Consider the following 25,806-nt stretch of genomic DNA (forward strand, 5'->3'; position numbering starts at 1 on the left):
AGGAAACTTTTGTGAAATTGTCTTACCCCAAACACCTGCTAGGTGAAGGCCCGCATAATCCTTTTCCGGGGCTAAAATCCTTGGAACGACGCTTAGGTCATCAAATTCCTTATCGTTTAGGCTCTAATGAGGGCCTGGACATGCCTCATTATATTCTTAGACAAACCTTTGGTGATGCTTTTGTTACTGAAATACGCAGTTATGGTGATGCAGAAGCGTTCGAGTTAAGAAAACGACTGAGTCAGCAGTTAACCATCCCAATGGAAAATATATTAGTCGATGCGGGTGCAGATAGCCTGCTGGCATTGGCGTTAAGAGGATTGGTTTCGGTAGGGGAAACGGTGGTATGTACCGCTGGCACCTATCCAACCTTTGCTTACTTTGCTGAAGGACAGGGTTGTCAGGTCGTTGAGGTTCCTTATCATACTGCTGAAGGAGTCTTAGCTCCCGATCTGGATGCCTTAGTCGACTATGCTCATCGTCATCAGGCCACCTTGGTTTATGTCGCCAATCCTGATAATCCCACGGGTCATCAACATAGTGATGACGATCTTCAGGCCTTGCGGGCGGCGTTACCCGATAACTGCTGGCTCATTCTGGATGAGGCGTATCATGATTTCCGTGAAGACCAGGCATCCTCGGCTGTTTTGCAAGGTGTTTTGCGCGTGCGGAGTTTTTCAAAAGCGCATGGCGTCGCGGGATTACGAGTGGGTTATGCCATTGGTGACTCAGCGCTTCTGGCTGTCTTAATGAAGGTGCGTATTCATTATGCACTTTCGTCGATCAGTTTAGCGGCGGTAACACTATTATTAGATCATCCTGATGAGGTTGCTGATCATATCAGCCAGGTTATAGCGCGGCGTACCGCATTAACGCAGCTGTTGGGTTCTCATGGGCTTAAGGTGCTGCCGAGTCATACGAATTTTGTCGCCGTGGTGATGGAAAGCAGTGATAAAGCTGCTGCTTTACAAGCGAATTTATTGCAACAAGGTATTCTCGTGACGCGTCCGGCACATCCTGCGGTCAATCATCTGCTGCGTATCACGGCATTAGACGATGCGCTGAGGTCTTTATCTGCATCTCATGGTTTAGGTGAATAACGTTGCAAGGTACTGAAATTTATCGCGGTTATGACGCTTATGGTGTAGTCCAAGTCCTCGATGATGGCAATAGACGTTTCTTGTCTTTTGGTTCTGACGATGAGCAAAGTTGTATTTTGAAAGATCAGCCCGCCATTCCGCAAATGGACTATTTGCGTGCGATGTTATTGGTGTTGTTATTTACTACGCCGAAACGGGTGTTAGTGCTGGGACTAGGTGGAGGCGCCTTGAATAGTTGCTTACATCATGCATTTCCTGAACTTCGCCAAGAGATAGTTGAGTTACGTCCAGAGGTGATCAGAGTCGCACAGCGCTTTTTTCAGTTGCCACGTGGTAAGCGACTGATATTACATACAATGGATGCACAAGACTATTTGGATTCTGAGCCACCCTCTGAACATGACATCATTTTTAGTGATATTTATGATGATCAAGGCGTGAGTGCTCAACAACATGATCCCGCCTATTTGCATGAGTGTTATGAACGTCTTCGACCCAAAGGTTGGCTGGTGTTGAATTCTTGGAAAGAGCACCGTGCCGATGCGCTTCTGGAACAACTGAAATCTCAGTTTGCACAAGTCCACACCTGCACGACTCAAGATGGCAACTGGGTGTTGTTTGCGGGTAAATCAGCAGTTTTCCCTAACCAGTCACAATTGAAACAGGCTGCGAAACAACTCAGCCAACAGTTAGGTTATTCGGTAAGCGGTTATCTTAATCGTATTACGTAACAATAAATGTCGAGGGAGTATCATGAAAAATAAAATTCAAATAGGTACCGCTATCTGCTTAGTGCTCAGCTTATCGAGTCCTGTCCATGCACAATGGGAACGCTTGTTAGATCGTGGGCAGGAGATTCTTGAACAACAAACAGGAGGCTCAAATAATACCCAAACGACTCAAGAGCCAGCAACGGCCAATCAGGTTCCAGCGGGAGTTAACAACCGTCAGCTGTCTATGGGGTTGAAGGAAGCACTCAGTGTCGGCGCTGAACGTGCTATCGATACCTTGTCACAAACCAATGGCTATCTGGGTGATCATCGGGTTCGTATCCAGCCACCGGGGATGTTGGCGGGGGCAGTGGGAACGCTGAAGCGCTTTGGCTTTGAATCTCAAGTCGACGCATTTGAATTAAGTATGAACCGAGCCGCAGAGCAAGCGATTTCCAAGGCAACGCCTGTTGTGGTGAATGCCATTGAATCGATGACACTGGAGGATGCACAACGCATTTATCAAGGTGGAGATACAGCTGCAACAGAGTACTTTAAATCACGTACCTTTGAAGATTTAACGGTTTTACTTCGTCCGCAGATTGAAGAGTCGATGGCACAAACGGGTACAACAGCAGCATGGCAAGCATTAACCTCAGCGGCTACATCATCTGTACCGATGTTAGCGGGTTATACACCTGATCTTGCCGATCATGTGACAGACTCAGCTTTAAATGGTTTATTTTTAATGCTTGCTGAGGAAGAACAGAAAATTCGCCGTGACCCTATGGCTCGTAGCACGGATCTTTTGAAGCAGGTATTTGGGCTTTAATCTTCGCCTTGGGTAGCGATCTGATTTCTACCTAAGGCTTTCGCTTTATAAAGATAGGTATCCGCTCGATTAAGCAGATTGATACCATCTTTGTCCGACTCATTAAGTTCGGCAAGGCCGATACTGACCGTACAGCTTATTTCTATGTCATTCACAATATTGCTTGAGTCTGCTACCTCATTAACAATTCGTTGAGCAATCAAAAGCGCTTCATGTAAGCGCGTATTGGGTAAAATAAAGGCAAACTCTTCCCCACCGTAACGACAGGCAATATCCTCGGTTCGAATAAGATTACTTACCAAAGTGGAGATATTTTTTAGCACAATATCTCCTGCCAAATGGCCATAAGTGTCATTAATTTGCTTGAAATAATCTGCATCGAGCATCATCACACACAATGGCAACTGATGCTGGCGAGCTTCTTTAACACTTTTTTGTAAAATTTTATGGAAGCTGAGTCGGTTCATTAAGCCTGTGAGTGGATCTAATGTGGCTAATTGAATCAACTCTTTCTCCGTGAGTTCTTTTTTACGTATTTCCAGGACCAGTTTTCGATTGCTTCTATGTAACCAGCCTATTAGAGCGAAGGTAATTAACAGCATCAATAAGGTGATAGCGAGCCAATGCCAGAATTTTTGCCACGCGCTATCAGGTGAGATAGGTTGATAAAGGAAGCCCTCAAGAGAAACAGGCTGGATCATCTCAAGCTCTTCCATTAAATTTGCAATGGCTTGCCAACGATCAGGGTTTATATAACCTACTTCAATGAGTTCAGGCTGCATAAACAGTCGAAGTTGCTGTGCTTCGTAACGAAAGAAGTCTGCATCATATAACGGACCGGGCGTTTGTAAGTTCTCAACAATATACTCAATAACAGTGTCTGGATTATCTAGGGCATAGCGCCAACCACGAAGACTCGCTGTACGAAATGCATCTACCATACTGGGGTTTTCAAGCAACAATTGTTGATGCGTAAAAAGCAAGTCACCGTAAAGGTCGATACCATAATCCAGAGGTGAAATGGTCACTGGATGATGTCCCATGCGTTCCAGCATGAAAGGTTCGTCGGTTGCCCAGCCCGGCATTAACTGGGTTTTACCGTCAATTAAATCCTGTAGTTTCCACGAAGGAGAGTGGTTATTAAGTGTGTTGATGTTAAGTCCAGCAGCTTTTAAAGCACCGAGCGTTTCTGCTGATAGCAGGTTGCCATAAGTGGAGTCTGGAAGAGTTAAAGAGATAGGTCGATCGCCAATCTCTTCAAGACGCTCGAAACCATATTCTTCTAGCGTGATAAATACCGTAGGCGAGCGTTGCACAATATTAGCCAAAACCACCACAGGTAATCCTCGAGCATGATGGATCAGTAACTCTGAACGTGCGACACCAAAATGAGCGCGTTGGAATACCACTTCTTCTGCACTGTTGGCCAGTTGGTTATTTTTGAAAAAACCTGATCGGATCTCTACCTCTAATCCAGCTTCTTGATAGAAACCTTGTTGTTGAGCGGCATAGTAGCCTGCAAATTGAAATTGATGATGCCAGGGTAGTTGAAGAATCACTTTTTCAGAGATAGGTGTATTAGCTAGGATAGCAGGACTGCAGACAATAAAGATCAGCGCAGATACTATGGCAACGCGCTGAACACATTTACGAAAAGTTGAACCCGAGCAACCAGAAGAAATCATCATTTAACTATAGCATAAAGCCCTTGTTTAATAGTCGGGAATTGTTTGTATCAAGATTAAGAATGGGGACTTTTATGGGTTTTGATCTCTCTTGGATCAATTGATCCTCGGTTAGCTTTGATATTCATTCGAATCAGGTCAAGAAGGGCGCTACTGGTCAGTGTTAGCAGAATTAATCCGCCTCCAATGAACGCCATGGTGGTGGGTAATTCACCCACCCACCACCAAACTAGCAGAGTGCCTAGCAGCGTTTCTAAAATCAGCATTAAGCTAACTTCCGCGCCGGTGATGTAGCGCGGTCCACTTTGGATAAGGTAATAAGCGGCAGGTAGGAAAACCAGCCCCAGTAGCAGAATACGCTTCATATCTTGCCAATCGGGTAGGGCAGCTCCGCCCATCAAAATCGCGGGTATGATCATAGCGATACCAGCAAAAGGCAGCAGCACGGTGGTGTCAATTCCCTTCTGTGCACTCGCTACGGTGGTGTTGATCGCCATAGCGATAGGCAAAATAGCTGCGATCATCAGTCCAAGAGGATTGCCTGCTTGCATCTCCCCAGATAGCATCAGGATTGCGCCAAAAATACACAACAAGATGACCACCCAAGTTTGTAAACGCAGCTTTTGTTGAAAGAAAAGAAGGCCAATGATGCCTGCAATCAACGGGGCCATATTTTGAATAACCAGCACATTACCTGCTGCCGTTAAACGATTAGCAGCGACAAATACCCAAGAACTGGTGGCAATAGCTAGGGGACAGATCCATAAAGCGCTACCACAGCGCTTGATTGCCGTCGGTAGTTCACGCTTATAGCGCCAGCCGACAATCAGGCTGATGACTAAACACATCAACAGCGCACGCCAAAAGACAAATACAGGAACATCGACCTGGGTATCTTTAACGATCAGTGCGTCGGGTGACAGCATGATCACTCCAGCACCAGTGATTAAATAACCTTTAAGCCGCATGGGCATACGTGCAAAAATTGACACTCAATACTCCGTTAGAGTAGTTGTTTCGAAAGCCGTGCTTCTAGCTCAATGTTAAAGGCTTCCGCTGATTGCATATGTTCAAACATCAGCTGGCGCACTTTTGCTTTGTCTCGCACTTTAAAGGCTTCGACCAATTGAAGATGGTATTGCAGATTAGCTTTTGAAAACTCTATCTGCTCGGGTAGCTGTACTTTCTTGTATATCACAAGATCTTTGAGCAGATCGTTCAGAAAGCGACCCATAAAACCGAGAATAGGATTACCACAGCGATCCGCTAACAGAATATGGAAATCAAGTTCTGACATGCGGCTATGCAGGCGTTGTTCGATATCAACCGGTGCTTCATCGCAGCAGGCAGTGAGATGAGCCAACTGATCGATATCTTCTGTCGTGAGTTGATCACAAGCCAGTACCGCAATTTCTGGTTCAATCAGCTTTCGCAGACCATAAACATCGGGGCCAGTGGTATGTTGGAAGTGCAGAAAATTGCGCAGCATTTGCGAAGCGTTGCCATAGGGAACTTCCGCTAGCATGGCACCGCCATTGGGACCTGTCTTGATGGTAACGAGGCCCTGAACCTCTAAGGATTTCAGGGCTTCGCGAACAGTGCCTTTGGAACATTCAAACTGCTCCATTAGCGCCTTTTCATTGGGAAGACGGTCACCCGGCTGGATATCTTGCACGACAATCCAGCGTTTGACCGCTTCAACGATTTGATCTGCGCGCTTCATGCGCTTAGGCATATCAGTGGCTATCAGTGCCTTGCTCATCTAACACTCATGTTCAGTGATTGGATTACCCCGATAATGGTTGATGAGTGACTTTTTCGCGACGGCCTTGCATAAAGTTAAGCGTCAACAATAGGATAGCAATTACCGCGCTCACGGCTTGAATCATCATACTCGGGAAGAAGAGTGCAATGGTACAACTTAACAAGATCGCGCGCATCCATTGCTGCATCCAAGTGAACAGATAGCCTTCAATCGCTGCGGCAAAGGCTAATAGCAATAGAGTAACCATGACGCCTTTCCAGATGATAATCGACGTGTCGACTCCCCCCATAATAATTTCCGGATGGAAAACCATATAGAGGGGAATCAAATAGAGACCTTTGGCAAACTTCCATGATTGCACACTGGTTTCCATGGTTTTACTCCCAGCGATTGCAGCGGCGGCAAAAGCCGCCAAGGCAACCGGCGGTGTGACGTTAGAGTCCTGTGAGTACCAGAACACCAAAAGGTGAGCGACTAACAGTGGAATACCAAATTCATTCGTTAGGGCAGGGCCGACCAGCACGATCAGAACGATATAACTGGCGGTTACGGGCAAACCTAAACCTAGAATTAAACTAGCAAGAATTACCAGTAGTAACGCCAGCAGAATATTGCCACCAGAGAAAGAGATCATCATTGAAGAGAACTTCAGCCCTAATCCTGTTAGACCGACGACAGCAACGACAATACCGGCAACCGCACAGGCGATACTGACTGCTAAGGCGTTTCTGGCACCGAGCTCTAAACCTAACAAGGATTTATGTACGCCCGATTTTAGGGTTTTAACTAACTCTTCAGATAGGTTGCGATTAGCTGATCCACGCTTAAAGGCTTGGTAAAGACCGTTGAGTCCGGCAATAACAATGATACCCATCACTGCATAAAAACCTACTCGCATGGGTGATAGTCCGATCACCAGTAGATAAACCAGCATAATCAACGGAATAAGGAAGAACCAGCCGCGATTCATGACTTCACGCAGGTTAGGCAGTTCGCTTTTTGCCATTCCTTGCATTCCTTGCTTGATGGCAATGATATGCACAAACAGATAGACCGTTGCAAAATAGAGAAGCGCAGGGAAGACACTGACTTTAATAATTTCTACATAAGGTACTCGTGTGTATTCGGCAATTAAGAAAGCACCGGCCCCCATGAGTGGAGGCATGATTTGTCCTCCGGTACTGGCTGCGGCTTCAATGCCACCGGCTTGTGCGGGTTTATAACCGAGCCGTTTCATCAGCGGAATGGTAAATGCGCCCGTCGTCACGACGTTGGCGATAGAACTGCCAGAGATAGATCCCATACTGGCAGAAGCAATGACAGAGGCTTTCGCAGGGCCGCCTCGCTGACGTCCTGTACCGGCGAAAGCAAGATCAATAAAGAACTTACCGGCACCTGTCACTTCTAAAAAGGCACCAAACAAAACAAAGACAAACACAAAGGTAGCCGCCACACCTAATGGCATGCCATAGATACCCTCTTGACCCAAATATAGCTGTCCTGCGATCCGCTCTAAGGTATAACCGCGATGCGATAATATGCCAGGAAGCCATTCGCCTAGCCATGGTAAGGCGCCTCTAGGGCCTGAAAGTGCATATAAAATGGCAACAATACCGATCAGTGTTAAGCCAATACCCACCGCTCGGCGGCTAGCTTCTAACACCACAACAGTGGTCATGCAGGCAACGATAATATCGGTTTGCGACCAAAAGCCGGCACGATTAATGATCTCATCAAGATAAAAAACTAGATAAAAACCAGAGTAGGCAGCGGCTGCAAATAGAGCGACATCAATGAGCCACAAAAAAGGACCACGACGGCATTTATTAACAGGTGGGAAAATCAAAAAGGCGAGCATTAACACCAGGGCTAAGTGAATGCCGCGTTGATAAAATAATCCTAACGGCTGGATACCCGCACTGTAGAGTTGAAAGAGGGACAAACCGATAGCAAGAAAGGAAATCAGCCATAGGACGGGGCGTGGTCCAGAATCGGTTGGCAAAATGATGGTGTCCGGCGATGGAACCGGGCTCTTGCTGTCAGACATAGTGTTAACTCCGGCTATTGAAGCCTGTTTTTATCTTATTAGGGTGTTGTGTTGAGCAGCAGAAGTAGACGCTGACCGGCTGCTATCTCACTTAAATTTAATTCTCTATTACCACTCACCAGTGTGTGTGAAACGGAGCGACTTCCAACACGGAGCCATAAGGCATTGTTAGTGACTGGTTCATTAATTTCGCTGATCAGATAACCCCCTTCCGGGTGTTCTGATAAGATTCCGCGGCCTTCAACATGACCCAAGCCAGCAGCAAAATCAGGTTGCCAAGAGTGACTGAGTAATAGCTGTTTTTTTTCAATGCGATAACAATCTTGAACTGCAATGCCTGTCACAGAGTGGTTCCAATAGAGACACCATTCGTTGTCGTTGACCGGAAATGCTTGGATCAAATTGTTTGATGTATCTCGGATTTCCAATTGAAAATCCGAGACACTTTCCGAGCCTGCTGCCGGTAAAATCATTACCGAGAGTCCTAAACAAAGAGTCAGTAAGATACGCGACATAACCCACTCACTCTGTTGCCTAAGTATTTAACCTAAATAGCCTCGTTTATACGCTTTCTTTACTCGCGAAGGCGATCAGGAATCTCTGCATTGATCTCTTCAAAGAAACGAAGCGCTCCGGGATGCAGCGGGATAGGTGTTGAGTCCATGGTGAACTCTACCGTGGTATCATTTGCTGCAGGGTGAATCGCACGAAGCTCATCGACTTTTTCAAACAATACTTTGGTGATTTGATAAGCCAATTCATCTGGCATAGCAGCATTCACAGCAAGTACGTTGGGGATGCCGACGGTGAAAGTGTCTTCAGGAACACCTTCATACATATTGGCAGCCAGCGTGAACGGAGCAAACACAGGCTCTGCACCGATGGCGTTTTGAATCTCTTCTTCAGTGAAGGAGATCAATTGAATATCACGGGTGGTTGCTAGGCTAAGAATAGAGCTAGTTGGTGGTCCAACACTCCAGAAACCAGCATCGATATCACCGTCGCGAATAGCATCAGCGGTTTCATTGAAGTTTAAACGTTGTACAGTAAAGTCACTGTAATCAATGCCGTTAGATTCTAACAATGCACGCGCATTAAGCTCGGTACCGCTGCCAGGCGCTCCGACAGAAACGCGCTTACCTTTAAGGTCGGCTAAGGAGTTAATGCCTGAACCCTTTAAAGCGACTAGCTGAACAGCGTTAGGATAAATTGAGGCGATAGCTCGAACATCGGCAACTTGACGACCTTCGAATGCTCCCGTGCCTGTGTAAGCTTGATAAACAGTATCAGCCAAGGCAATGGCAAGATCCGAATCTTCACGATGGATCAGACCCATATTCTCAACGGATGCGCCTGTCACTTCAGCAACCGCAGTATAACCATCAATATGGCGGCCGATCATTTCAGCTAAACCACCACCGATAGGGTAGTAAACACCACCGGTTCCGCCGGTTGCAATGGATAAGTTTTGTTGTGCCTGAACGGCAGTGACAGCCATGGTGGCTGATAGGGCAAGTGCTAGGCCAAAGCGGCGCATAGTGAATCTCCTACATTATTTTTATGATGAACAATAAGCGCCTAAACAGCGGTTAAGGTGCTTAATGTTAGATTGAGTGTAGAGTGTCTTGCTTGGTTTTACCTAATCTTGATTATAGTTGTTTAGGTTTAACGCTTTTAATAAAGCAGATATTGTGCCATCAATGGCTAATCTGTTGATATTAAATTCATATCTTGTTCTTGGTTGGTACGAGAGAGTACGCGGACAGTATTTTTGAGCAAGAAATGGCTGATGCTGGCGTATTCATCGGCTATTTTTTGCTTATCAGTCAGTTTCCTCTTGTAGCAGGCTTTCACGTTGCAAGCCCAAGCGAAGCATCTTTTGATTGAGCGTTCTTCGAGGGAGTTGCAACTCGTCCAGTACTTTCTGGATATTACCGTGATGGCGAAGCAGTGATTGGCGAATCAGTGTGCGCTCAAAGTCTTCCATTTGTGTCGCTAAACTATGGCTAGATAAGTCATGCGTCGTTGTGTTTTCAAAACATTCATCCTGTTGGCTTTCCAATCCCAACGCAAAGCGTGTCGCTTGATTGCGCAGTTCTCTGACATTGCCTCGCCAGGGGTTTTTGAGTAGTTTTTCCCTATAGCTATTAGATGGGGTTTCAACGTCTAAGTCGTGGACCTGTGCTGCCTGCTCAACGAAGTGATTGAATAGCAGCAGAATATCTTCTTGTCGTTCACGCAGCGGTGGGATAAAGAGTTCAGCCACCGCAAGACGATAATAGAGATCCTCACGAAACTGCCCCTGTTCAGAAAGCTTGAGTAGATCGATTTTGGTGGCGGATATAATGATCAGATCCAGTTCGATCAATTCATTACTGCCGATGCGTTCAATTTGTTGCTCTTGGATGGCTCGAAGCAATTTGATTTGTACCGTTAAAGGCATTGACTCCACTTCATCCAAAAACAAGGTACCGCCACTGGCGAGCTCGAGTTTGCCTTGACGTGATTCGAGTGCACCGGTAAAGGCACCTTTACGATGACCAAAGAGTTCTGACTCGACCAGTTCATGTGTCAGTGCGCCACAGTTAATGGCCACGAAGGGTTTTTCAGCACGTGCACTGCATTCGTGGAGCGACCGTGCAACAGCTTCTTTACCAGCTCCCGTTTCGCCATGAATTAAAATATTGGCTTGTACTTTACTTAGTTTTTGAACTTGATGGCGCAGTGTCTGCATCGCTTTACTGTGACCCAGTAAACGGCTGATGACTGGATCTAGCATGGCCGAGCGTAAACGTTGGTTTTCCAATTGCAGTGATCGAGTTATCAGTGCTTTGCGGATCACTTCTTCTAAACGCTCAGGATCAAACGGCTTCTCTAAGAAGTCCCAAGCACCCTGACGTATTGCTTGCACTGCCATGGGAATATCACCATGACCTGTAATCAGGATAATGGGTAAGTTGGGTACTTTTGCATGGATCTGCTGCATCAGTTCGGTGCCATCTAACCCCGGCATGCGAATATCGGATACTAAAATACCGGCAAAATCTTTATCGATAACCTCTGCCACCTCTAGAGGATTACTGAGGGTGATGACGTCAATATCGGATAGTTCTAGCCATTGTCGAGTGGCTTCGAGAACGGCAGGGTCGTCGTCAACCAATAATACTTGATTACACTCATTGATCGTCATGCTGCATAAGCCTTTTCATCAGTTCTTTCCTCAGTGCTAGGTAACCATACTTCAAATAGGGCACCACCTGACGGTCTGGATTCAGCTCGGATAGAGCCGCCTAAATCCTGTATCAATCCGTAACAAATAAACAATCCTAAGCCCATCCCTTGACCTACTTTTTTGGTGGAATAGAAGGGTTCAAAAAGATGCTTGATCTCATCGTTACTGAAACCGCTACCGTTATCCTTAATCTGTAAACACCAGCCTTGATTATGATGATGTAAATTGATTGCCAGTTCAGGTATCGGACAGTCCACAACGGCATCCAGTGCATTACTGATCAGATTGACCAGTACTTGCTCAATACGAGCATCGTCCGCTCTAACCATGGCTTTAATGGGAACGTCCATTTTTATGTCAACACCTTGCTGTTGAATCCGATGTTCTAACATATCCAGTACGAAGGTGATACGTGCTGACCAGTCAGCTTTTAGATGTTGGGCAGGGGCTTGTCGAACAAACACTTTTAATTGAGAAGTGATGTCACTCATTCTGCTGGTCAAGGTCATGATTTTATCCAGTATGGTTTCCGCTTGTTCCAGTGCTCCTTTAGCAATCAGCTTTTTGCCAGATGCCGCATAAGTTTTAACGGCGGTTAAGGGTTGATTCAACTCATGTGAAAGACCGGCGGCCATGATTCCAAGTGCCGCCAATTTTTCAGATTGGACTAATTCGCGTTGAATCCTCTCTAACTCCGTGGTGCGTTTTTGCAGTTCAGCGGTTCGTTCGATCACTTGATCTTCTAACGTATCATTCAACGCACGTAAGCGTTGTTCAGCTTTAACCGCAGCCATAGCGCGTCTGCTTCTTTCTCGCATCCACAGAATGGCGGTTAACGCGAGGATGTAAAGAATAAAGACCACTGCTGCACTTAACAGGGCAAATTGATATAAGGGTTCAACCGACACTAAATAGTGTAAACGCCAACCGGGTCGAGAGAGTTCAACACTTCGATTGAGATAGCTGGCTGTTTCTCCTTCTGTGCTGGGCATATTAAGAACATCAGCACGACTGCTGGCACCCAAGGGAGTCAGTTCCACTCCGTCAAATTGACGATTGCGCCGTAAATCATCCAGTTGCTGATCAGATAAAGGATTTAGATAGCGGTATTTCCATTCAGGATGGCTGGATAACAAAATAATCCGGTTGGTGTCAGATACAAATACCTTTTCACCCGCTAATTGCCAGTCTGCTTGTAAAGGTTCTAGGTTAACTTTAACGACAGCGACACCTAAGTCTGTTCCCTGCTGGCTGATCACTTGTTCAGACATAAAATAGCCAGGCAGTCCGGTTGTTGTCCCGATGGCAAAAAATTCACCTCTTCCAGTTCGCATCGCATCACTAAAATAGGGACGAAATTGATAGTTATTACCGACAAAGGTTTCGGGTGTTTGAAAGTTGCTAGACACTAAGGTCAGTCCAGATGAGTCCATTAAATAGACCTCATCAGCCATGGAGGTGTTGCGTGTGTTCAATAAAAATTGGTTAACACGGTTCACTAAAGAATCAGATGCTTCATCCAATAGCCTACGAACATCCGGCGTTTGCGCAACCAGCCAGGGTAAGTATTCATAGCGATTGATTGCCCCTTCAAAGCTGCTGGCATAAAGATTAAGACGTTCATCTGCTTGTTGTAAGGCTTTTTCTTTGGCGTGATTAAACCCCAGCCAGCCTCCCAGCAGCAAAGAAAACGGCAGTAACATAAAGCCTATCAACCAGATACGTCGTAATTCCCAGACTGATCTTTTGGTTTTAATCATGTCATTTTCCAGTAACTGCAAATATAAACCATAATACAGTGCAGTGATGGGTTGATAAACGAATCTGATCCACATAACGAATTACCTTGATTTAACCTATTTATTATAATAAATATAAGAAATGGCTTAGCCAACAAAAAACTTTTGCGGAGGCGCATACAATGATTACGTTCCAATGGGATGACCCTTTCTTCTTCCAACAGCAACTGACCGATGACGAAAGACAGATTCAGGAAGCAGCGCGTGCTTACTGTCAGGAAAAATTACAGCCACGTGTCTTGAGTGCTGCGCGTGAAGAGCGTTTTGACAAAGAGATCATGACTGAAATGGGCGAGATGGGTTTGTTAGGCCCAACTGTCGCTGAAGTCTATGGTGGCGCCGGTGTCAGCAATGTGTCCTACGGTTTGATCGCGCGTGAAGTAGAGCGTGTTGATTCTGGTTACCGTTCTGCGATGAGTGTGCAGTCTTCTTTGGTTATGCATCCGATCGAAGCTTATGGCTCAGAAGAGCAGAAGCAAAAATACCTGCCAAAACTGGCCACCGCTGAACTGATCGGTTGCTTTGGTTTAACTGAGCCAGATCATGGTTCTGATCCTGGTTCTATGATCACTCGCGCTCGTAAAGTGGATGGTGGTTATTTATTAACTGGCCAAAAAATGTGGATCACCAACAGTCCTATTGCCGATCTTGCAGTGGTATGGGCGAAGTCTGATGCGCATGATGGCAAGATTAAAGGCTTTATCGTAGAGCGAGGAACGGAAGGTTTCTCAACGCCTAAAATTAGCGGTAAGTTGTCTCTGCGTGCCTCTATTACCGGTGAGATCGTACTGGATAACGCATTTGTTCCAGAAGAAAATTTATTACCGGGTGCGACTGGCTTATCAGGTCCATTTGGCTGCTTGAACAAAGCCCGTTTTGGTATCGCATGGGGTGTGTTAGGCGCGGCTGAATTCTGCTGGCATGCAGCGCGTCAGTACACCTTAGACCGTAAGCAATTTGGTCGTCCTTTAGCAGCCACTCAGCTGATTCAAATGAAGCTGACCAATATGCAAACCGAGATCACGCTTGGGCTTCAAGCCGTGCTTCAAGTGGGTCGTTTGATCGACTCCGGCAACTGGGCACCTGAAATGATCTCCATGGTTAAGCGTAATAACTGTGGTAAAGCACTGGATATCGCTCGTGTTGCGCGTGATATGCACGGTGGTAACGGTGTTTCTGATGAATACGGTGTGATGCGTCACATGGTTAACCTAGAGTCTGTGAATACCTATGAAGGGACTCATGACGTTCATGGCTTGATTCTGGGCCGTGCACAAACCGGTATTCAAGCCTTCTTCTAAATGAGGTGATCTATGCCGGCAAAACCTCTCAAAGGTATTAGGGTACTGGATCTATCCCGTATCCTAGCCGGCCCCTGGTGTAGCCAACAATTGGCTGACCTTGGGGCAGAAGTGATCAAGATCGAACGCCCTGGAGAAGGTGATGATACCCGTCGCTGGGGTCCACCTTGGTTAGAGCAGTCGCATGAAGCAGCCTACTATCTGGGTGCTAACCGCGGTAAGCAATCCGTTACCGTCGATATGGCGAACCCCGAGGGGCAGGCGCTACTGCACAAGCTGGTTCAGCAATGCGATGTGGTGTTAGAGAACTTTAAGGTCGGTGGGCTGAAAAAGTATCACTTGGACTATGAATCGTTGAAGGCGATTAAACCTGATCTGATTTACTGCTCTATTACTGGATTTGGTCAAGATGGCCCTTACGCTCAACGTGCAGGCTATGACTTTATGATTCAGGGAATGGGTGGCTTGATGAGCTTAACCGGTCAGCCAGATTCTGAAGTCGGTGGCGGTCCTGTCAAAGTTGGTGTGGCGTTTGCCGATATCTTTACCGGCATGTATGCTGCAAATGCCATTATGGCTGCGCTTTTCCAACGACATCAAACGGGTGAAGGGACTTTCATAGACTTGGCTTTATTAGATGTCCAGGTCGGTGTGTTGGCCAACCAAGCGCTTAACTATTTAACATCGGGTCATGTACCGCAGCGTTTAGGTAATGCGCATCCGAATATTGTGCCTTACCAAGCTTTTGCTACGGCGGATGGTCATTTGATTTTAGCAGTGGGTAATGACGGACAGTTCAGGCGTTTCTGTGAAGTGGCCGGATGCTCTGAGTTAGCAGATGATCCTCGTTTTCAGACTAATGCGCTACGTGTTCAGCACCGTGCCGAGTTGATTCCGCTATTGCTGGGACCTTTGCAGCAGAAAACCACCGATCAGTGGTTGGATGTGCTTGAACAGGTAGGTGTTCCTTGTGGTCCGATCAATACCCTTGATAGAGTCTTTGAAGATCCGCAAGTGAAACATCGAGGTTTAAAGATTAGCTTGCCTCATCCACAAGATGGGTCGGTCAATCTGGTCAGTAACCCCATTCGCTTTAACGGCGAAGCATTGAATGCAACGACAGCACCGCCTCTCTTGGGTCAGCACACTGATGAAGTCTTAGCTCGATGCTTAAGCTTGTCAGAAAGTGAGTTGGCAGAATTGAAGCAGAAGGGTGTTATCTAAGGTTAACCTTCTAATCAGATGTTTGCTCATCAGCCATACCGTTATTTGGCATGGCTTGATGGGCGTTATGCATGACCATGGCTATCGTATTAAAGCTCTTCAATCTGACGACGAATATCGGCAATCTTGCGTTCCATCACTTTTTCTAGGTGATCCACTTCTTCAAGAAGGATCTCTTTGCGACCTTTTACGCTGTGCATTTTATCAGAAAGCTTCTCTAGCTCAGTGAGTGCACGGAGAAAGTAGGGAGATGATTCAGAGGTTTCGCGATAAGACACTTTGCCTTCATTCACGCGAACGGTTTTCACTTGTCGCTTGAACTTGAATTTTTTGCTTTTGGCAAACCACTCGCCTGGATCTCGATAAAAATAGATTTTAAGGATATCCATATCGCCTTCTTGGCGTGTGGAAAATTTCTCTATTTCAGAGACCTCTTCGATACCCATTTCAGCCAGTGTTTTGTATTCTTCGCTCATGAAGCCGCTTCCTATGACAGTGAGTTAGACTAAGGCATTAGTATAGCCCAGCTTGTTTAAAAAATCGCCCGCAGAAGCGGGCGATTTTATGAAACAGTGCAAAGATTAAGCGAGTTCAGCAAAACACTCGTTAATGATCTCTAGACCCTGCTGTAATTGCGAATCTGGCACAGTTAAAGGCACGAGGATGCGGACAACGTTGCCGTACATACCACAAGAGATCAGAATCAGACCTTTGTCACGTGCTTTGGCAACCACTTTTGCGGTGAGTTCCGGTTGAGGTTTACCGTGTTCGTCAATCAGTTCCATCGCCACCATAGCACCTAAGCCGCGTACATCGGCAATAACGCTGTGCTGCTTAGCCAATTCATTTAAGTGACTGGTCAGTTTAGCACCGACTTCCTTAGCGCGAGCCAGCAAGTTTTCCTGCTCAAACACTTGTAATACGCCAAGGGCTGCCGCACAGGCGGTTGGGCTGCCACCATAAGTGCCGCCTAGACCACCGGGTGCGATGCTGTCGATAATATCGGCTTTACCGACAATACCTGACAATGGGAAACCACCGGCAATTGATTTAGCAAACGTGGTGATATCCGGTTCAACACCGGTTTGCTCCATGGCGAAGAAGGTTCCGGTTCGACCTGCTCCGGTTTGTACTTCATCAGCTATCAATAGAATGCCATGCTTGTCGCAAAGTTCACGCAATGCTTGCATAAACTCTTTTGGAGCCACATAGAAACCGCCTTCACCTTGAACAGGCTCAAGAATAATGGCGGCAATGTTGCAAGCTTCTGCATCAAATTTGAAGATACGCTCAATAGAAGCCAGTGCGTCAGCGGTAGATACGCCATGAATGTCACAAGGGTATTGAGCACGGTAGACATCACCAGGCATTAGGCCCATGCCACTTGAGTAGGGTGCGATCTTACCCGTCAGTGCGAGGGTTGCCATGGTGCGGCCATGATAGCCAGCACCGAAAGCAATCACACCGGTACGGCCTGTGTGTGCGCGCGCAACTTTAATGGCGTTTTCCACGGCTTCAGCACCGGTGGTGAACAGCGCACTTTTCTTCGCTGAAGGGCCTGTTGCCAAGGCATTAATTTTTTCACACACCTCAACGTAGGGTTCATAACCCATGACCATAAAACAGGTATGTGACAGTTTTTCTAACTGATCAGCAACGGCTTGTTTGACTGTGGGATGCAGGTGACCTGTATTCAATACAGCGATACCGCCAGCAAAGTCGATAAACTCGCGTCCCTCTACATCCGTTAGGGTTGCGTTGCGGGCAGAGTCGATAAAAAGAGGATGTGCCAGGCCGACACCACGGGCAACTGCCTGTGTTTTACGTTCGATCATGCCTGCATTAGTTTTACTCATGAGTCTTGTCTCCAGATGCTTATATATTGATGCAGAGGTATTTCATTTCGAGATATTCTTCGATGCCATGACGCGACCCTTCACGTCCTAGGCCCGAAGACTTCACACCACCGAAGGGGGCAACTTCGGTTGAGATGACACCAGTATTGATACCGACCATGCCGTATTCCAGTGCTTCAGCGACGCGCCACACACGACCCAAATCACGTGCATAAAAGTATGCAGCCAAGCCGTATTCGGTATCATTCGCCATACGAATTACATCGGTCTCATCTTCAAAGGCGAACAAAGGAGCCAGTGGACCAAAGGTTTCTTCTTTGGCAATCAGCATGTCTGGCGTGGCACCGGTGACAATGGTGGGCTCAAAGAAGGTGCCACCTAGCGCATGTGCATTACCACCGACAGTCAGTTTTGCTCCTTTGCTGAGCGCGTCTTGAAGGTGCGCTTGTACCTTCTTCACCGCATTGGCATCAATCAAAGGCCCTGTAGTGACGCCTTCATCTAATCCATTGCCCACGTTGAGCTTTTTCACTGCAACGGCAAATTTTTCAGCGAAGGCGTCATAAACACCTTTTTGAACATAGATGCGGTTAGCGCAAACACAGGTTTGTCCAGCGTTACGGTATTTGGAGATGATGGCACCTTCAACCGCAGCATCCAGATCGGCGTCATCAAACACCACAAACGGAGCATTACCACCGAGCTCTAGTGAGAGCTTTTTCAGGGTCGGCGCACATTGTTGCATCAGTTTGATACCGACACCGGTCGAGCCTGTGAAGGAGAGCTTGCGCACCACATCGCTATTGCAGAAAGTGTTACCCACATCGATGGAATCTTCTGCGGTCGCTGTGACGACACTCAATACACCTGCAGGAATTCCGGCTTCTTCAGCTAACTGCACCAAGGCTAACGCTGAGAAAGGTGTTTGTGGAGCAGGTTTTAACACCATTGTGCAGCCCGCTGCTAAGGCCGGTGCGGCTTTACGGGTAATCATGGCCGATGGGAAGTTCCACGGCGTAATTGCGGCGGTTACTCCGATCGGTTGACGGATCACGACAATGCGCTTATCTGCTTGATGACCCGGAATGGTTTCACCATAGACGCGCTTGGCTTCTTCAGCAAACCATTCTACGAATGAGGCAGCGTAGGCGATTTCACCCTTGGCTTCAGCCAGAGGTTTGCCTTGCTCAAGCGTCATCAAACGACCTAAATCATCTTGATGCTTCATCATTAAATCAAACCAACGACGAAGTATTACCGCTCTTTCTTTGGCGGTTTTAGCTCGCCATGCAGGCAGTGCTGCTTCTGCAGCATCGATGGCACGCTGAGTTTCCGCTGCTCCCATACTGGGGACGTCACCTAGTTTTTCGCCGGTTGCTGGGTTGTGGATGCTGTAGCATTTACCGCTGTCTGCATCGACCCATTGGCCATTTATATACGCTTGCTGTCGAAACAGCTGCATCGCTTGTAGCATGTTTATCTCCAATGTCATGCACGAATAGGGGGCACTAAAGCCACTCGTGTTTTTCTGGTTTATCTATGTGTGCTGAGTTTTTCGCTACGGCGACGTAGGAACTCCATCACTAGCAACAGCACAACAGACATCAAAATCAGTAAGGTAGCCATGGCCGCAATGGCGGGGCTGATGTTTTCTCGAATACCTGAAAACATTTGAATCGGTAAGGTTCTTTCTGTTGGGCTGGCAATAAAGAGTGCCACGACCACTTCATCAAAAGAGGTTGCAAAGGCAAAGAGTCCACCAGAAGCAACACCCGGAATGATTTGTGGTAGAACCACAGTAAAGAAAACCCTTAGCGGACTTGCACCTAAACTGGCACCCGCTCGAATCTGGTTGTAGTCAAAGTTTTGTAGTGTTGCATTAACCGTTATCACCACAAAAGGTACGCCTAATACCGCGTGTGCGATCACCAAGCCAGTGTAGCTGTTCAATAGGCCCAAGTTGGCGAAGAAGAAATACATCCCCACTGCAACTATGACCAAAGGAACGACCATCGGCGAAATCAGTAACGCCAAGATCAAGCCTTTCCCCGGAAAGTCAGCGCGATTTAATCCCACTGCTGCCAAGGTTCCAAAGATCATGGCAAGAATGGTTGCCAAGGGTGCCACAATTAAGCTGTTTTTAAGTGAATCCATCCAAGGACCTGAGCTAAAGATCTGCTCATACCAGCGTAATGAAAATCCCTGTATAGGGTAGGTTAAGAAGCTACTTTCACTAAAAGAAAGTGGAATGATCACCAGTACCGGAACCATCAAAAACAGCAGAATGAGGCCGCAGAAAATTCTAAATACCCAGAACCAAATACGTTCAATAGGGGAGGCGTAAGGTTGTAGACTCATTAGATTAGCTCCGCACCAGTTGTTTTTGATTAACCAGTTTGTGATAGACCATGTAAAGCAGCAGCGTCACGATCAACAGTAATGCCCCTAATGCAGCCGCCATACCCCAGTTGTTGGTGGTATTGGTGTAGTAGGCCACATAGTAACTGACCATTTGATCAGAAGGTCCGCCGACCAATGCAGGGGTGATGTAGTAACCCAGCGCCATAATGAAGACGAGAATCGTCCCTGCCGCAATGCCTGATAGTGTTTGCGGTACATAAACTTGCCAAAAGGCGGCAAAAGGATGTGCACCCAGCGAAACCGCTGCTCTCTGATAGGTTGATGGGACGCTTTTCATGACACTGTAAAGCGGTAAAATCATAAAGGGCAGTAATACATGTACCATTGCGAAAAATACACCGATACGGTTAAAAACCAGTTGAATCGGAGCGTCAATGATCCCTGTCCACATCAAGCCCGAATTCACCAGACCTCCGGATTGAAGTAACACAATCCATGCAGCGGTTCTCACTAGTAATGATGTCCAGAAGGGCAGTAACACGCATATCAATAGTAAGTTACTTTTTGACGTAGGTAGGGTTGCCAGTAAGTAAGCCAATGGAAAACCCAAGAATAAACAGATGAGTGTTACGCCACCCGCAATGACTAGGGTACGTTTAAATACTTCAACATAAAGCCTCTGATTGGGAGCAACTTTGGCAATTTGCCCTTGCTCAGCTCTTTCTAAATCCAGTGCTGCCAATAAATAGCGATCAGTTACAGTAGGTGCAGTACGTTGAACGGCTAACCAAGTGGATGTTTCGTTCCAACGAGCATTAATGCCGATCAGCTCTTCCGTCCAAGTCACTTCAGTTGTGGCAGGTAAGCCGCGAAGTGTTTGAGTGAGTAAGGATCTAAAAGTAGGATCTTCGTAATTTAGACGACGACCAATACGACCAAGTCCTCCACCTGCTCTTGATTCTCTTAACTCGTTAGCAAAAGCCTCAAATACGGCTTCATCAGGTATGCCTTGGCCATCCCAATGGAGGATAGCGTCAGCCGTTTTTGGCATGACCGATCCCACTTCAGTGTTATCGATACTGCGCCATAGCATACTGCTAATCGGCATTACAAAAGCGATCATCAAAAAAAGGGCTAAAGGCGCCACTAGCAGCATAGCCTTAATTTTTTTCATGCGTTCAGCGCGGCGAAGTTGCGCCTTTAGGCCGGCAATCGGTTGATTATCCTGTGCCGTGTGGTTGGCCGTTATGCTGGTCATTATCTCCTCCGGTCTTTGGCAGACCCGTTGTGAATCGGAAAAAGGTCATCCTTGACCTTGTTTACTTAATTAACGAGAAGCCCAAGAGTTGAAGCGCTGTTCTAGCTCTTCACCAAAATCAACCCAGAAATCGGTGTTAACGGCTAACGCACCTTCTAGGTTAGCGTCTGCGGTTGGCATACGAGCCGCTTGTTTTTCGCTTAATAGTTCGATTGCAGCAGGGTTTACAGGACCATAAGGAATACGGCTTGAGTATTCAGCTTGAGTATCGGCTTGGCTAGCGAAGCGGATAAAGTCATAGGCTGTTTCTGCTTGATTGCTGCCCTGAACAATCGCCCAGTAATCTAAATCGTATAGGCTGCCGTTCCAGACGATCTCAAGGTTACGACCTTCTTCTTGTGCTGCTGCGATACGACCATTATAGGCAGATGACATGACCACATCACCAGCCACTAGCCACTGTGGAGGCTGAGCACCGGCTTCCCACCATTGGATGTGAGGTTTGATCTCGTCAAGCTTTGCGAATGCACGATTAACACCTTCAGGTGTAGCCAACACATCGTAAAGGTCTTCAACCGCAACACCATCCGCGAGTAATGCAAACTCCAGTGTATATTTAGCACCACGGCGAAGGCCGCGTGTACCTGGAAACTCTTCAACGTTCCAGAAGTCAGCCCAGCTTTCAGGTGCGCGTGGTAGACGATCTGCGTCATAGGCTAAAACGGTGGACCATACAAACGTACCCACACCACATTCGGTTACCGCAGCAGGGATTAAATCATCAGCAATGCCCAATACTTCCCAATCAATCGGTTCAAAGAGTCCTTCGAAACAACCGCGCGCCAGTTCAGGAGATTCAACTTCGACGACATCCCAGCTCACATTGCCGGTTTCAACCATGGCGCGAATACGGGCAAATTCACCGTTGTAATCACCTGGAGTCACTGCATTGCCAGTTTGCTGAGAAAAAGGTGCATAATAGGCTTCTTGCATGGCGTCACCCGATGCACCACCAAAAGAGATAACCGTTAAGGCTTGAGCGTTACCCGCTAGAGCCAAGCCAGCCGTTAATAGGCCACCAGTTAAGAGTTGTTTAGTCATTTTATTTTTGAGTTTCATAATCGTCTCCGATATTGACGAGTGGTTTTCAGTGAGTGTTTTGCAGCAAATTAGGAAGCGTCCAGTGCTCGAACATCTTCATCACGCCAGCCGATATCAATGTGATCGCCAATGGATAAAGAAGGACAGAGTTCACTGACCGGAACCTTAACGTAAAACTGGTCATTTCCAGCCAGTTCACAGCGAAGACGCAAGTGATCACCTAAATAGATGAACTCATGTAGTTTCGCTTTAAAGCGGTTAGGCAGTCCTTCGCTGGAACCATTCAGACGAATGCGTTCTGGACGAATGGAAAGGCGAGTTGGACTTCCGGCAGACAAGTCTTGAATTCTAGAAGCTCGTGTACCCAGACCTTCACCAAAGCTGACGCTGCAGAAGTCTCCATCAAGCGAGTTCACTTTCCCCATCAGGGTGTTGTTCTCTCCAATGAATTGCGCAACGAAAGAGTTGGCTGGGTATTCATATAAGGCTTGTGGCGTATCGATTTGTTGAATCTTGCCATCATTAAACACCGCAACACGATCTGACATGGTCAAGGCTTCACTTTGATCATGGGTAACAAATACCACCGTTAAGCCCAGATTTTCGTGCAGGTGTTTAATCTCAAGCTGCATATGTTCACGCAGTTGCTTATCCAAAGCACCTAAGGGTTCATCCATTAAAACCAGTTGAGGCTCAAAGACTAGAGCTCTAGCCAGAGCGACACGTTGTTGCTGACCGCCAGACAATTGCGAAGGACGACGATTTGCAAAGGATTCAAGCTGAATCGTTTGCAGAATTTTATCGACTTTAGCTCGAGCTTCCGCCTTGGGAACCTTGCGTGTTTTTAATGGATAAAAGAGATTTTCTTCAACCGTCATATGCGGAAACAGGGCGTAGTTTTGAAAAACCATGCCGATGTTACGTTTATGCGGTGGAAGGGTATTCAAGCGTTGTTCGCCGAGGAAAATGTCGCCACTTGTTGGTACTTCAAACCCTGCTAACATCATTAAGCAGGTTGTTTTTCCGGAACCAGACGGACCTAGCAGGGTGACAAATTCGCCTTTTTGGATGTTAAGGTTAAGATCCTTAACGACTAGGGTTTCACCATCATAGGTTTTTTGTACGCCGGTGAAACGCACTAAAGGCTCGTTGGTCGTGCCTGTCTGCATATCTTTCTCCTCCTGCGTCAGTAGCAACTGACCTGTTAATAAAAATTGACAGTAAGGGCGAAAAATAACACTCCACTTCTAACGGGTGGGTATTATAGTTATTATTCCCCAAGGAATGGCCACTTATGGCAACCTATCAAACTATTTGTAGAATGTTTTGCAGGTTTTGTGCCAATTAGGGTATTCCTTGACGGACATCTGATGGCCCGTGTGTTAAGTTTATTTATCGCATACTTGAATGATGGAATGCAAGTGTATTTTTGTGCTCCATTTTAGTGCCTTTTGCGGTATGAATGTTTAAACATAGTGCATTAACGGAGTTGTATCTAGTGAATGAGCTAAACAACACAAACGATGATTTTGAACTGGGTTCTCGCTTAAGGTTTGTTCGCCAAAACGCAGGCTTATCACAGCGCGAACTGGCAAAGCGAGCAGGTGTCACTAATGCCGCTATTTCATTAATTGAAAATAATCAAAGTAGTCCCTCAGTCTCTTCGTTAAAGAAAATTCTTGAAGTGATTCCGATGTCGTTAACCGATTTTTTTGCTTTAGAAACACCGGAGGAGAGTCGAGTTTTCTTCAAGGCCTCCGACCTGTTGCCTTTAGCATCAGGCCCGGTTGAATTTTTGCAGGTCGGTGATATGCGCCATCATAATTTGCAAATTCTGTATGAGCGTTATGCGCCAGGTGCCGATACTGGCAAAGCCATGCTTCAGCACGAATCTGAAGAGGGTGGTATTGTCATTGAAGGTGCTATTGAGCTGACGGTAGGGGATCGTAAACAAATTTTGAAGGCGGGCGATGCTTATCTTTTTGATAGCCGTCAACCGCATCGATTCAGAAATTTAGGGACAGGTGAATGTGTCATAGTTAGCGCATGTACACCACCTTATCTATAATGAGTGAGTGTTGATTATTAAGGCGCTAAAAAAATCAGTGTTGCATCTTTTCTTTTGGCTGCTGGCAATCATGTTGCTAGCGCTCTTCGTGTTATGGTTAAAGTGGTTTAGTCCATTAGGTTATCAACCTCCTGAGGGAATGCCAGCTATAGAACAAACCACTCATCAAGTGTTTGTCTTTGGTACACTTAAGTCACCCTGGGTGCGTTGGCTAGTGATGGGAAGAAAGGGAGATGCTGAGCCTGCTCAATTAAAGGGCGTCCGTCGAGAAAGACTGACCATTATCCCTGATCCAGAGCAAACAACGGAGGGATACCTTGTCCGAGTCACGGCAGAAGAGCTGGCGCGTTTAGATCATTATGAACGTCTGGGTGTGCGGTATGAGCGGGTTAAAATGCAGTTGGTGAATGGCCAAGAGGCATGGGTGTATCGCAGATTGTAAATAGTGAACAGGAGTATGAAAGATTCATGGCAGAAATCCCTTTTTTAGCAGATCCACCTTGGCAAAAAAATGCTGAAGGCCAGCCAAGGCGTTGTGGCGTTGAGATAGAAATGAACGGCGTCACGCTAGAGCATGTCACCCAGTTGTTATCTAAAACCTTTTCATTATCTGTAAATTCTCCGGGACGCTATGAGCGATTATTGTCAGGTGATCCAGCAGGCGACTGGGTTGTTGAATTAGACTTCGATTTATTGAAAAAAATGGGTCGCCAAGAACATGAACGAGAAACATTTTCTGGTGAGTTAAATGACTCAGCCGAGACCTTGCTTAAAAAGGTATCTTTACCCTTGGTGCCACTGGAAATCGTCAGTCCACCCCTTCCTTTTGACAGACTGATAGAAGTAGAGGAGTTGATCGTTGCGCTAAGGCATATTGGTGCTAGAGGGACTTCTGATCAACTGACAAATGCATTTGGAATGCAATTTAATCCTGAAATTCACTCTAAAGATGCGCATCAATTGAGCGCATTTATAAAAGCGTTTTTATGTTGCTATGAATGGCTTTATGAGCGCTCAAAAGTAAACTTAATGCGCCGTATGACCAGATTTGCAGAGCCCTTTCCACGAAGTTATGTGCTGAAAGTCATTGATTTGGACTATTGGCCAGATCAAGCAGTCTTGATTGACGATTATTTAGCAGACAATCCAACCCGAAACCGAGCATTAGACTGTCTGCCGTTATTTGCCTATCTGGACGAATCTCGAGTCATGTCGGTGATTGATGATCAATTGGTTAAGCCCCGTCCTACTTGGCACTATCGACTTCCTAATTGTGAAATTGACCGAGCTGATTGGGGCCTCTACGTGGCTTGGAATGATTGGGTTCTAATAGAAAAACTGGCTGCAAATGAAGAGGCGTTGAAAAACTGCTGTTTAGCCTACCATGTATTTTTATCTAATCCGGTTGATCGCTTGATGGGAAACTGGGTGGATGAATTTGATCAGCGCTGGCTAACCCAACTTTAA

Annotated in this window: 23 protein-coding genes; 8 read left to right on the forward strand and 15 right to left on the reverse strand. The window is 46.5% G+C overall.

The features are described from left to right. Window positions 1-11 precede the first annotated feature (11 nt). From F7R24_RS03045 to F7R24_RS03055, 3 genes are read left to right on the forward strand one after another with little or no spacing between them, the layout of a single operon-like run. Entirely contained in the window at window positions 12-1,100 is a 1,089-nt protein-coding gene (locus F7R24_RS03045) for a pyridoxal phosphate-dependent aminotransferase (RefSeq protein WP_240775955.1), read from the forward strand. Window positions 1,101-1,102: 2 nt separating this feature from the next. Then, on the forward strand, window positions 1,103-1,831 hold the full coding sequence (locus tag F7R24_RS03050; protein ID WP_151669765.1) for a spermidine synthase: 729 nt from the start codon (window positions 1,103-1,105) through the stop codon (window positions 1,829-1,831). 22 nt (window positions 1,832-1,853) lie between these two features. Continuing rightward, window positions 1,854-2,642, forward strand: coding sequence for a DUF4197 domain-containing protein (locus F7R24_RS03055; RefSeq protein WP_151669766.1), 789 nt, complete (start codon window positions 1,854-1,856; stop codon window positions 2,640-2,642). Here the strand turns inward: F7R24_RS03055 and F7R24_RS03060 are convergent. The 8 genes from F7R24_RS03060 to F7R24_RS03095 all read right to left on the reverse strand — a co-directional run bounded on the left by F7R24_RS03060 (window position 2,639) and on the right by F7R24_RS03095 (window position 13,206). Then, window positions 2,639-4,330, reverse strand: coding sequence for a GGDEF domain-containing protein (locus F7R24_RS03060; RefSeq protein ID WP_151669767.1), 1,692 nt, complete (start codon window positions 4,328-4,330; stop codon window positions 2,639-2,641). The genes F7R24_RS03055 and F7R24_RS03060 overlap by 4 nt on opposite strands. Window positions 4,331-4,383: 53 nt before the next feature. Further along, window positions 4,384-5,319, reverse strand: a complete 936-nt coding sequence (locus F7R24_RS03065; RefSeq protein ID WP_240775956.1) for a DMT family transporter — start codon at window positions 5,317-5,319, stop codon at window positions 4,384-4,386. Window positions 5,320-5,330: 11 nt separating this feature from the next. Beyond that, the gene (locus F7R24_RS03070; RefSeq protein ID WP_151669768.1) at window positions 5,331-6,089 is read right to left on the reverse strand and encodes a FadR/GntR family transcriptional regulator; all 759 of its coding nucleotides are present in this window, start codon (window positions 6,087-6,089) and stop codon (window positions 5,331-5,333) included. Between the two features lie 25 nt (window positions 6,090-6,114). After that, window positions 6,115-8,139 carry a TRAP transporter permease gene (locus F7R24_RS03075; protein WP_151669769.1) on the reverse strand — a complete coding sequence of 675 codons (2,025 nt, stop codon included), beginning with the start codon at window positions 8,137-8,139 and terminating at the stop codon, window positions 6,115-6,117. 38 nt (window positions 8,140-8,177) lie between these two features. Beyond that, complete coding sequence (locus tag F7R24_RS03080; RefSeq protein ID WP_151669770.1) at window positions 8,178-8,654, reverse strand: DUF1850 domain-containing protein; 477 nt, start codon at window positions 8,652-8,654, stop codon at window positions 8,178-8,180. 59 nt (window positions 8,655-8,713) lie between these two features. After that, the gene (locus F7R24_RS03085; RefSeq protein WP_151669771.1) at window positions 8,714-9,676 is read right to left on the reverse strand and encodes a TAXI family TRAP transporter solute-binding subunit; all 963 of its coding nucleotides are present in this window, start codon (window positions 9,674-9,676) and stop codon (window positions 8,714-8,716) included. Window positions 9,677-9,961: 285 nt separating this feature from the next. Continuing rightward, window positions 9,962-11,329 (reverse strand): sigma 54-interacting transcriptional regulator, encoded by a 1,368-nt coding sequence (locus F7R24_RS03090; protein WP_151669772.1) that lies wholly within the window; start codon window positions 11,327-11,329, stop codon window positions 9,962-9,964. Continuing rightward, window positions 11,326-13,206: a sensor histidine kinase gene (locus tag F7R24_RS03095; protein ID WP_151669773.1), complete on the reverse strand. Its 1,881-nt coding sequence runs from the start codon at window positions 13,204-13,206 to the stop codon at window positions 11,326-11,328. Before F7R24_RS03095 ends, F7R24_RS03090 begins: the two co-directional genes overlap by 4 nt. An 86-nt stretch (window positions 13,207-13,292) precedes the next feature. Between F7R24_RS03095 and F7R24_RS03100 the strand changes: the two genes are divergently transcribed. Continuing rightward, window positions 13,293-14,471 (forward strand): acyl-CoA dehydrogenase, encoded by a 1,179-nt coding sequence (locus F7R24_RS03100; protein WP_151669774.1) that lies wholly within the window; start codon window positions 13,293-13,295, stop codon window positions 14,469-14,471. 12 nt (window positions 14,472-14,483) lie between these two features. Beyond that, window positions 14,484-15,695, forward strand: a complete 1,212-nt coding sequence (locus F7R24_RS03105; RefSeq protein WP_151669775.1) for a CaiB/BaiF CoA transferase family protein — start codon at window positions 14,484-14,486, stop codon at window positions 15,693-15,695. 89 nt (window positions 15,696-15,784) lie between these two features. On the opposite strand, the gene F7R24_RS03110 is transcribed toward F7R24_RS03105, so the two are convergent. The 7 genes from F7R24_RS03110 to F7R24_RS03140 form a co-directional block, all read right to left on the reverse strand. Then, entirely contained in the window at window positions 15,785-16,171 is a 387-nt protein-coding gene (locus tag F7R24_RS03110; RefSeq protein WP_151669776.1) for a DUF3461 family protein, read from the reverse strand. Window positions 16,172-16,276: 105 nt separating this feature from the next. Beyond that, window positions 16,277-17,551, reverse strand: coding sequence for a 4-aminobutyrate--2-oxoglutarate transaminase (gabT, locus tag F7R24_RS03115; protein WP_151669777.1), 1,275 nt, complete (start codon window positions 17,549-17,551; stop codon window positions 16,277-16,279). A 19-nt stretch (window positions 17,552-17,570) separates the two neighbouring features. Continuing rightward, on the reverse strand, window positions 17,571-19,025 hold the full coding sequence (gene gabD, locus F7R24_RS03120; RefSeq protein ID WP_206057461.1) for an NADP-dependent succinate-semialdehyde dehydrogenase: 1,455 nt from the start codon (window positions 19,023-19,025) through the stop codon (window positions 17,571-17,573). A 59-nt stretch (window positions 19,026-19,084) separates the two neighbouring features. Beyond that, window positions 19,085-19,909 carry an ABC transporter permease gene (locus F7R24_RS03125; RefSeq protein ID WP_151669779.1) on the reverse strand — a complete coding sequence of 275 codons (825 nt, stop codon included), beginning with the start codon at window positions 19,907-19,909 and terminating at the stop codon, window positions 19,085-19,087. 4 nt (window positions 19,910-19,913) lie between these two features. Next, window positions 19,914-21,170 carry an ABC transporter permease gene (locus F7R24_RS03130; RefSeq protein ID WP_151669780.1) on the reverse strand — a complete coding sequence of 419 codons (1,257 nt, stop codon included), beginning with the start codon at window positions 21,168-21,170 and terminating at the stop codon, window positions 19,914-19,916. Between the two features lie 69 nt (window positions 21,171-21,239). Then, window positions 21,240-22,289 (reverse strand): ABC transporter substrate-binding protein, encoded by a 1,050-nt coding sequence (locus tag F7R24_RS03135; RefSeq protein WP_151669781.1) that lies wholly within the window; start codon window positions 22,287-22,289, stop codon window positions 21,240-21,242. Between the two features lie 50 nt (window positions 22,290-22,339). Beyond that, window positions 22,340-23,440: an ABC transporter ATP-binding protein gene (locus F7R24_RS03140; RefSeq protein ID WP_151669782.1), complete on the reverse strand. Its 1,101-nt coding sequence runs from the start codon at window positions 23,438-23,440 to the stop codon at window positions 22,340-22,342. A 293-nt stretch (window positions 23,441-23,733) separates the two neighbouring features. Here F7R24_RS03140 and F7R24_RS03145 point away from each other — a divergent pair, with 293 nt between their 5' ends. Genes F7R24_RS03145 through F7R24_RS03155 form a run of 3 tightly spaced genes read left to right on the forward strand, consistent with a single transcriptional unit; the run spans window position 23,734 to window position 25,806 of the window. Then, on the forward strand, window positions 23,734-24,339 hold the full coding sequence (locus F7R24_RS03145) for a cupin domain-containing protein (protein ID WP_151669783.1): 606 nt from the start codon (window positions 23,734-23,736) through the stop codon (window positions 24,337-24,339). Between the two features lie 10 nt (window positions 24,340-24,349). Beyond that, window positions 24,350-24,781, forward strand: coding sequence for a gamma-glutamylcyclotransferase family protein (locus F7R24_RS03150; protein ID WP_240775959.1), 432 nt, complete (start codon window positions 24,350-24,352; stop codon window positions 24,779-24,781). A gap of 26 nt (window positions 24,782-24,807) precedes the next feature. Then, on the forward strand, window positions 24,808-25,806 hold the full coding sequence (locus F7R24_RS03155; RefSeq protein ID WP_151669784.1) for an amidoligase family protein: 999 nt from the start codon (window positions 24,808-24,810) through the stop codon (window positions 25,804-25,806).

The sequence above is a fragment of the Nitrincola schmidtii genome (genome assembly GCF_008973715.1).
Taxonomy (GTDB): Bacteria; Pseudomonadota; Gammaproteobacteria; order Pseudomonadales; family Balneatricaceae; genus Nitrincola; species Nitrincola schmidtii.

What these genes read in the sequence shown, in the direction of transcription:
- F7R24_RS03055 (WP_151669766.1), top strand. Translation starts at nt 1,854, where the DNA reads ATGAAAAATAAAATTCAAATAGGTACCGCTATCTGCTTAGTGCTCAGC.
- F7R24_RS03060 (WP_151669767.1), bottom strand. Translation starts at nt 4,330, where the DNA reads ATGATGATTTCTTCTGGTTGCTCGGGTTCAACTTTTCGTAAATGTGTT.
- F7R24_RS03070 (WP_151669768.1), bottom strand. Translation starts at nt 6,089, where the DNA reads ATGAGCAAGGCACTGATAGCCACTGATATGCCTAAGCGCATGAAGCGC.
- F7R24_RS03075 (WP_151669769.1), bottom strand. Translation starts at nt 8,139, where the DNA reads ATGTCTGACAGCAAGAGCCCGGTTCCATCGCCGGACACCATCATTTTG.
- F7R24_RS03080 (WP_151669770.1), bottom strand. Translation starts at nt 8,654, where the DNA reads ATGTCGCGTATCTTACTGACTCTTTGTTTAGGACTCTCGGTAATGATT.
- F7R24_RS03085 (WP_151669771.1), bottom strand. Translation starts at nt 9,676, where the DNA reads ATGCGCCGCTTTGGCCTAGCACTTGCCCTATCAGCCACCATGGCTGTC.
- F7R24_RS03090 (WP_151669772.1), bottom strand. Translation starts at nt 11,329, where the DNA reads ATGACGATCAATGAGTGTAATCAAGTATTATTGGTTGACGACGACCCT.
- F7R24_RS03095 (WP_151669773.1), bottom strand. Translation starts at nt 13,206, where the DNA reads ATGTGGATCAGATTCGTTTATCAACCCATCACTGCACTGTATTATGGT.
- F7R24_RS03100 (WP_151669774.1), top strand. Translation starts at nt 13,293, where the DNA reads ATGATTACGTTCCAATGGGATGACCCTTTCTTCTTCCAACAGCAACTG.
- F7R24_RS03105 (WP_151669775.1), top strand. Translation starts at nt 14,484, where the DNA reads ATGCCGGCAAAACCTCTCAAAGGTATTAGGGTACTGGATCTATCCCGT.
- F7R24_RS03110 (WP_151669776.1), bottom strand. Translation starts at nt 16,171, where the DNA reads ATGAGCGAAGAATACAAAACACTGGCTGAAATGGGTATCGAAGAGGTC.
- gabT (WP_151669777.1), bottom strand. Translation starts at nt 17,551, where the DNA reads ATGAGTAAAACTAATGCAGGCATGATCGAACGTAAAACACAGGCAGTT.
- gabD (WP_206057461.1), bottom strand. Translation starts at nt 19,025, where the DNA reads ATGCTACAAGCGATGCAGCTGTTTCGACAGCAAGCGTATATAAATGGC.
- F7R24_RS03125 (WP_151669779.1), bottom strand. Translation starts at nt 19,909, where the DNA reads ATGAGTCTACAACCTTACGCCTCCCCTATTGAACGTATTTGGTTCTGG.
- F7R24_RS03130 (WP_151669780.1), bottom strand. Translation starts at nt 21,170, where the DNA reads ATGACCAGCATAACGGCCAACCACACGGCACAGGATAATCAACCGATT.
- F7R24_RS03135 (WP_151669781.1), bottom strand. Translation starts at nt 22,289, where the DNA reads ATGAAACTCAAAAATAAAATGACTAAACAACTCTTAACTGGTGGCCTA.
- F7R24_RS03140 (WP_151669782.1), bottom strand. Translation starts at nt 23,440, where the DNA reads ATGCAGACAGGCACGACCAACGAGCCTTTAGTGCGTTTCACCGGCGTA.
- F7R24_RS03145 (WP_151669783.1), top strand. Translation starts at nt 23,734, where the DNA reads ATGTTTAAACATAGTGCATTAACGGAGTTGTATCTAGTGAATGAGCTA.
- F7R24_RS03155 (WP_151669784.1), top strand. Translation starts at nt 24,808, where the DNA reads ATGGCAGAAATCCCTTTTTTAGCAGATCCACCTTGGCAAAAAAATGCT.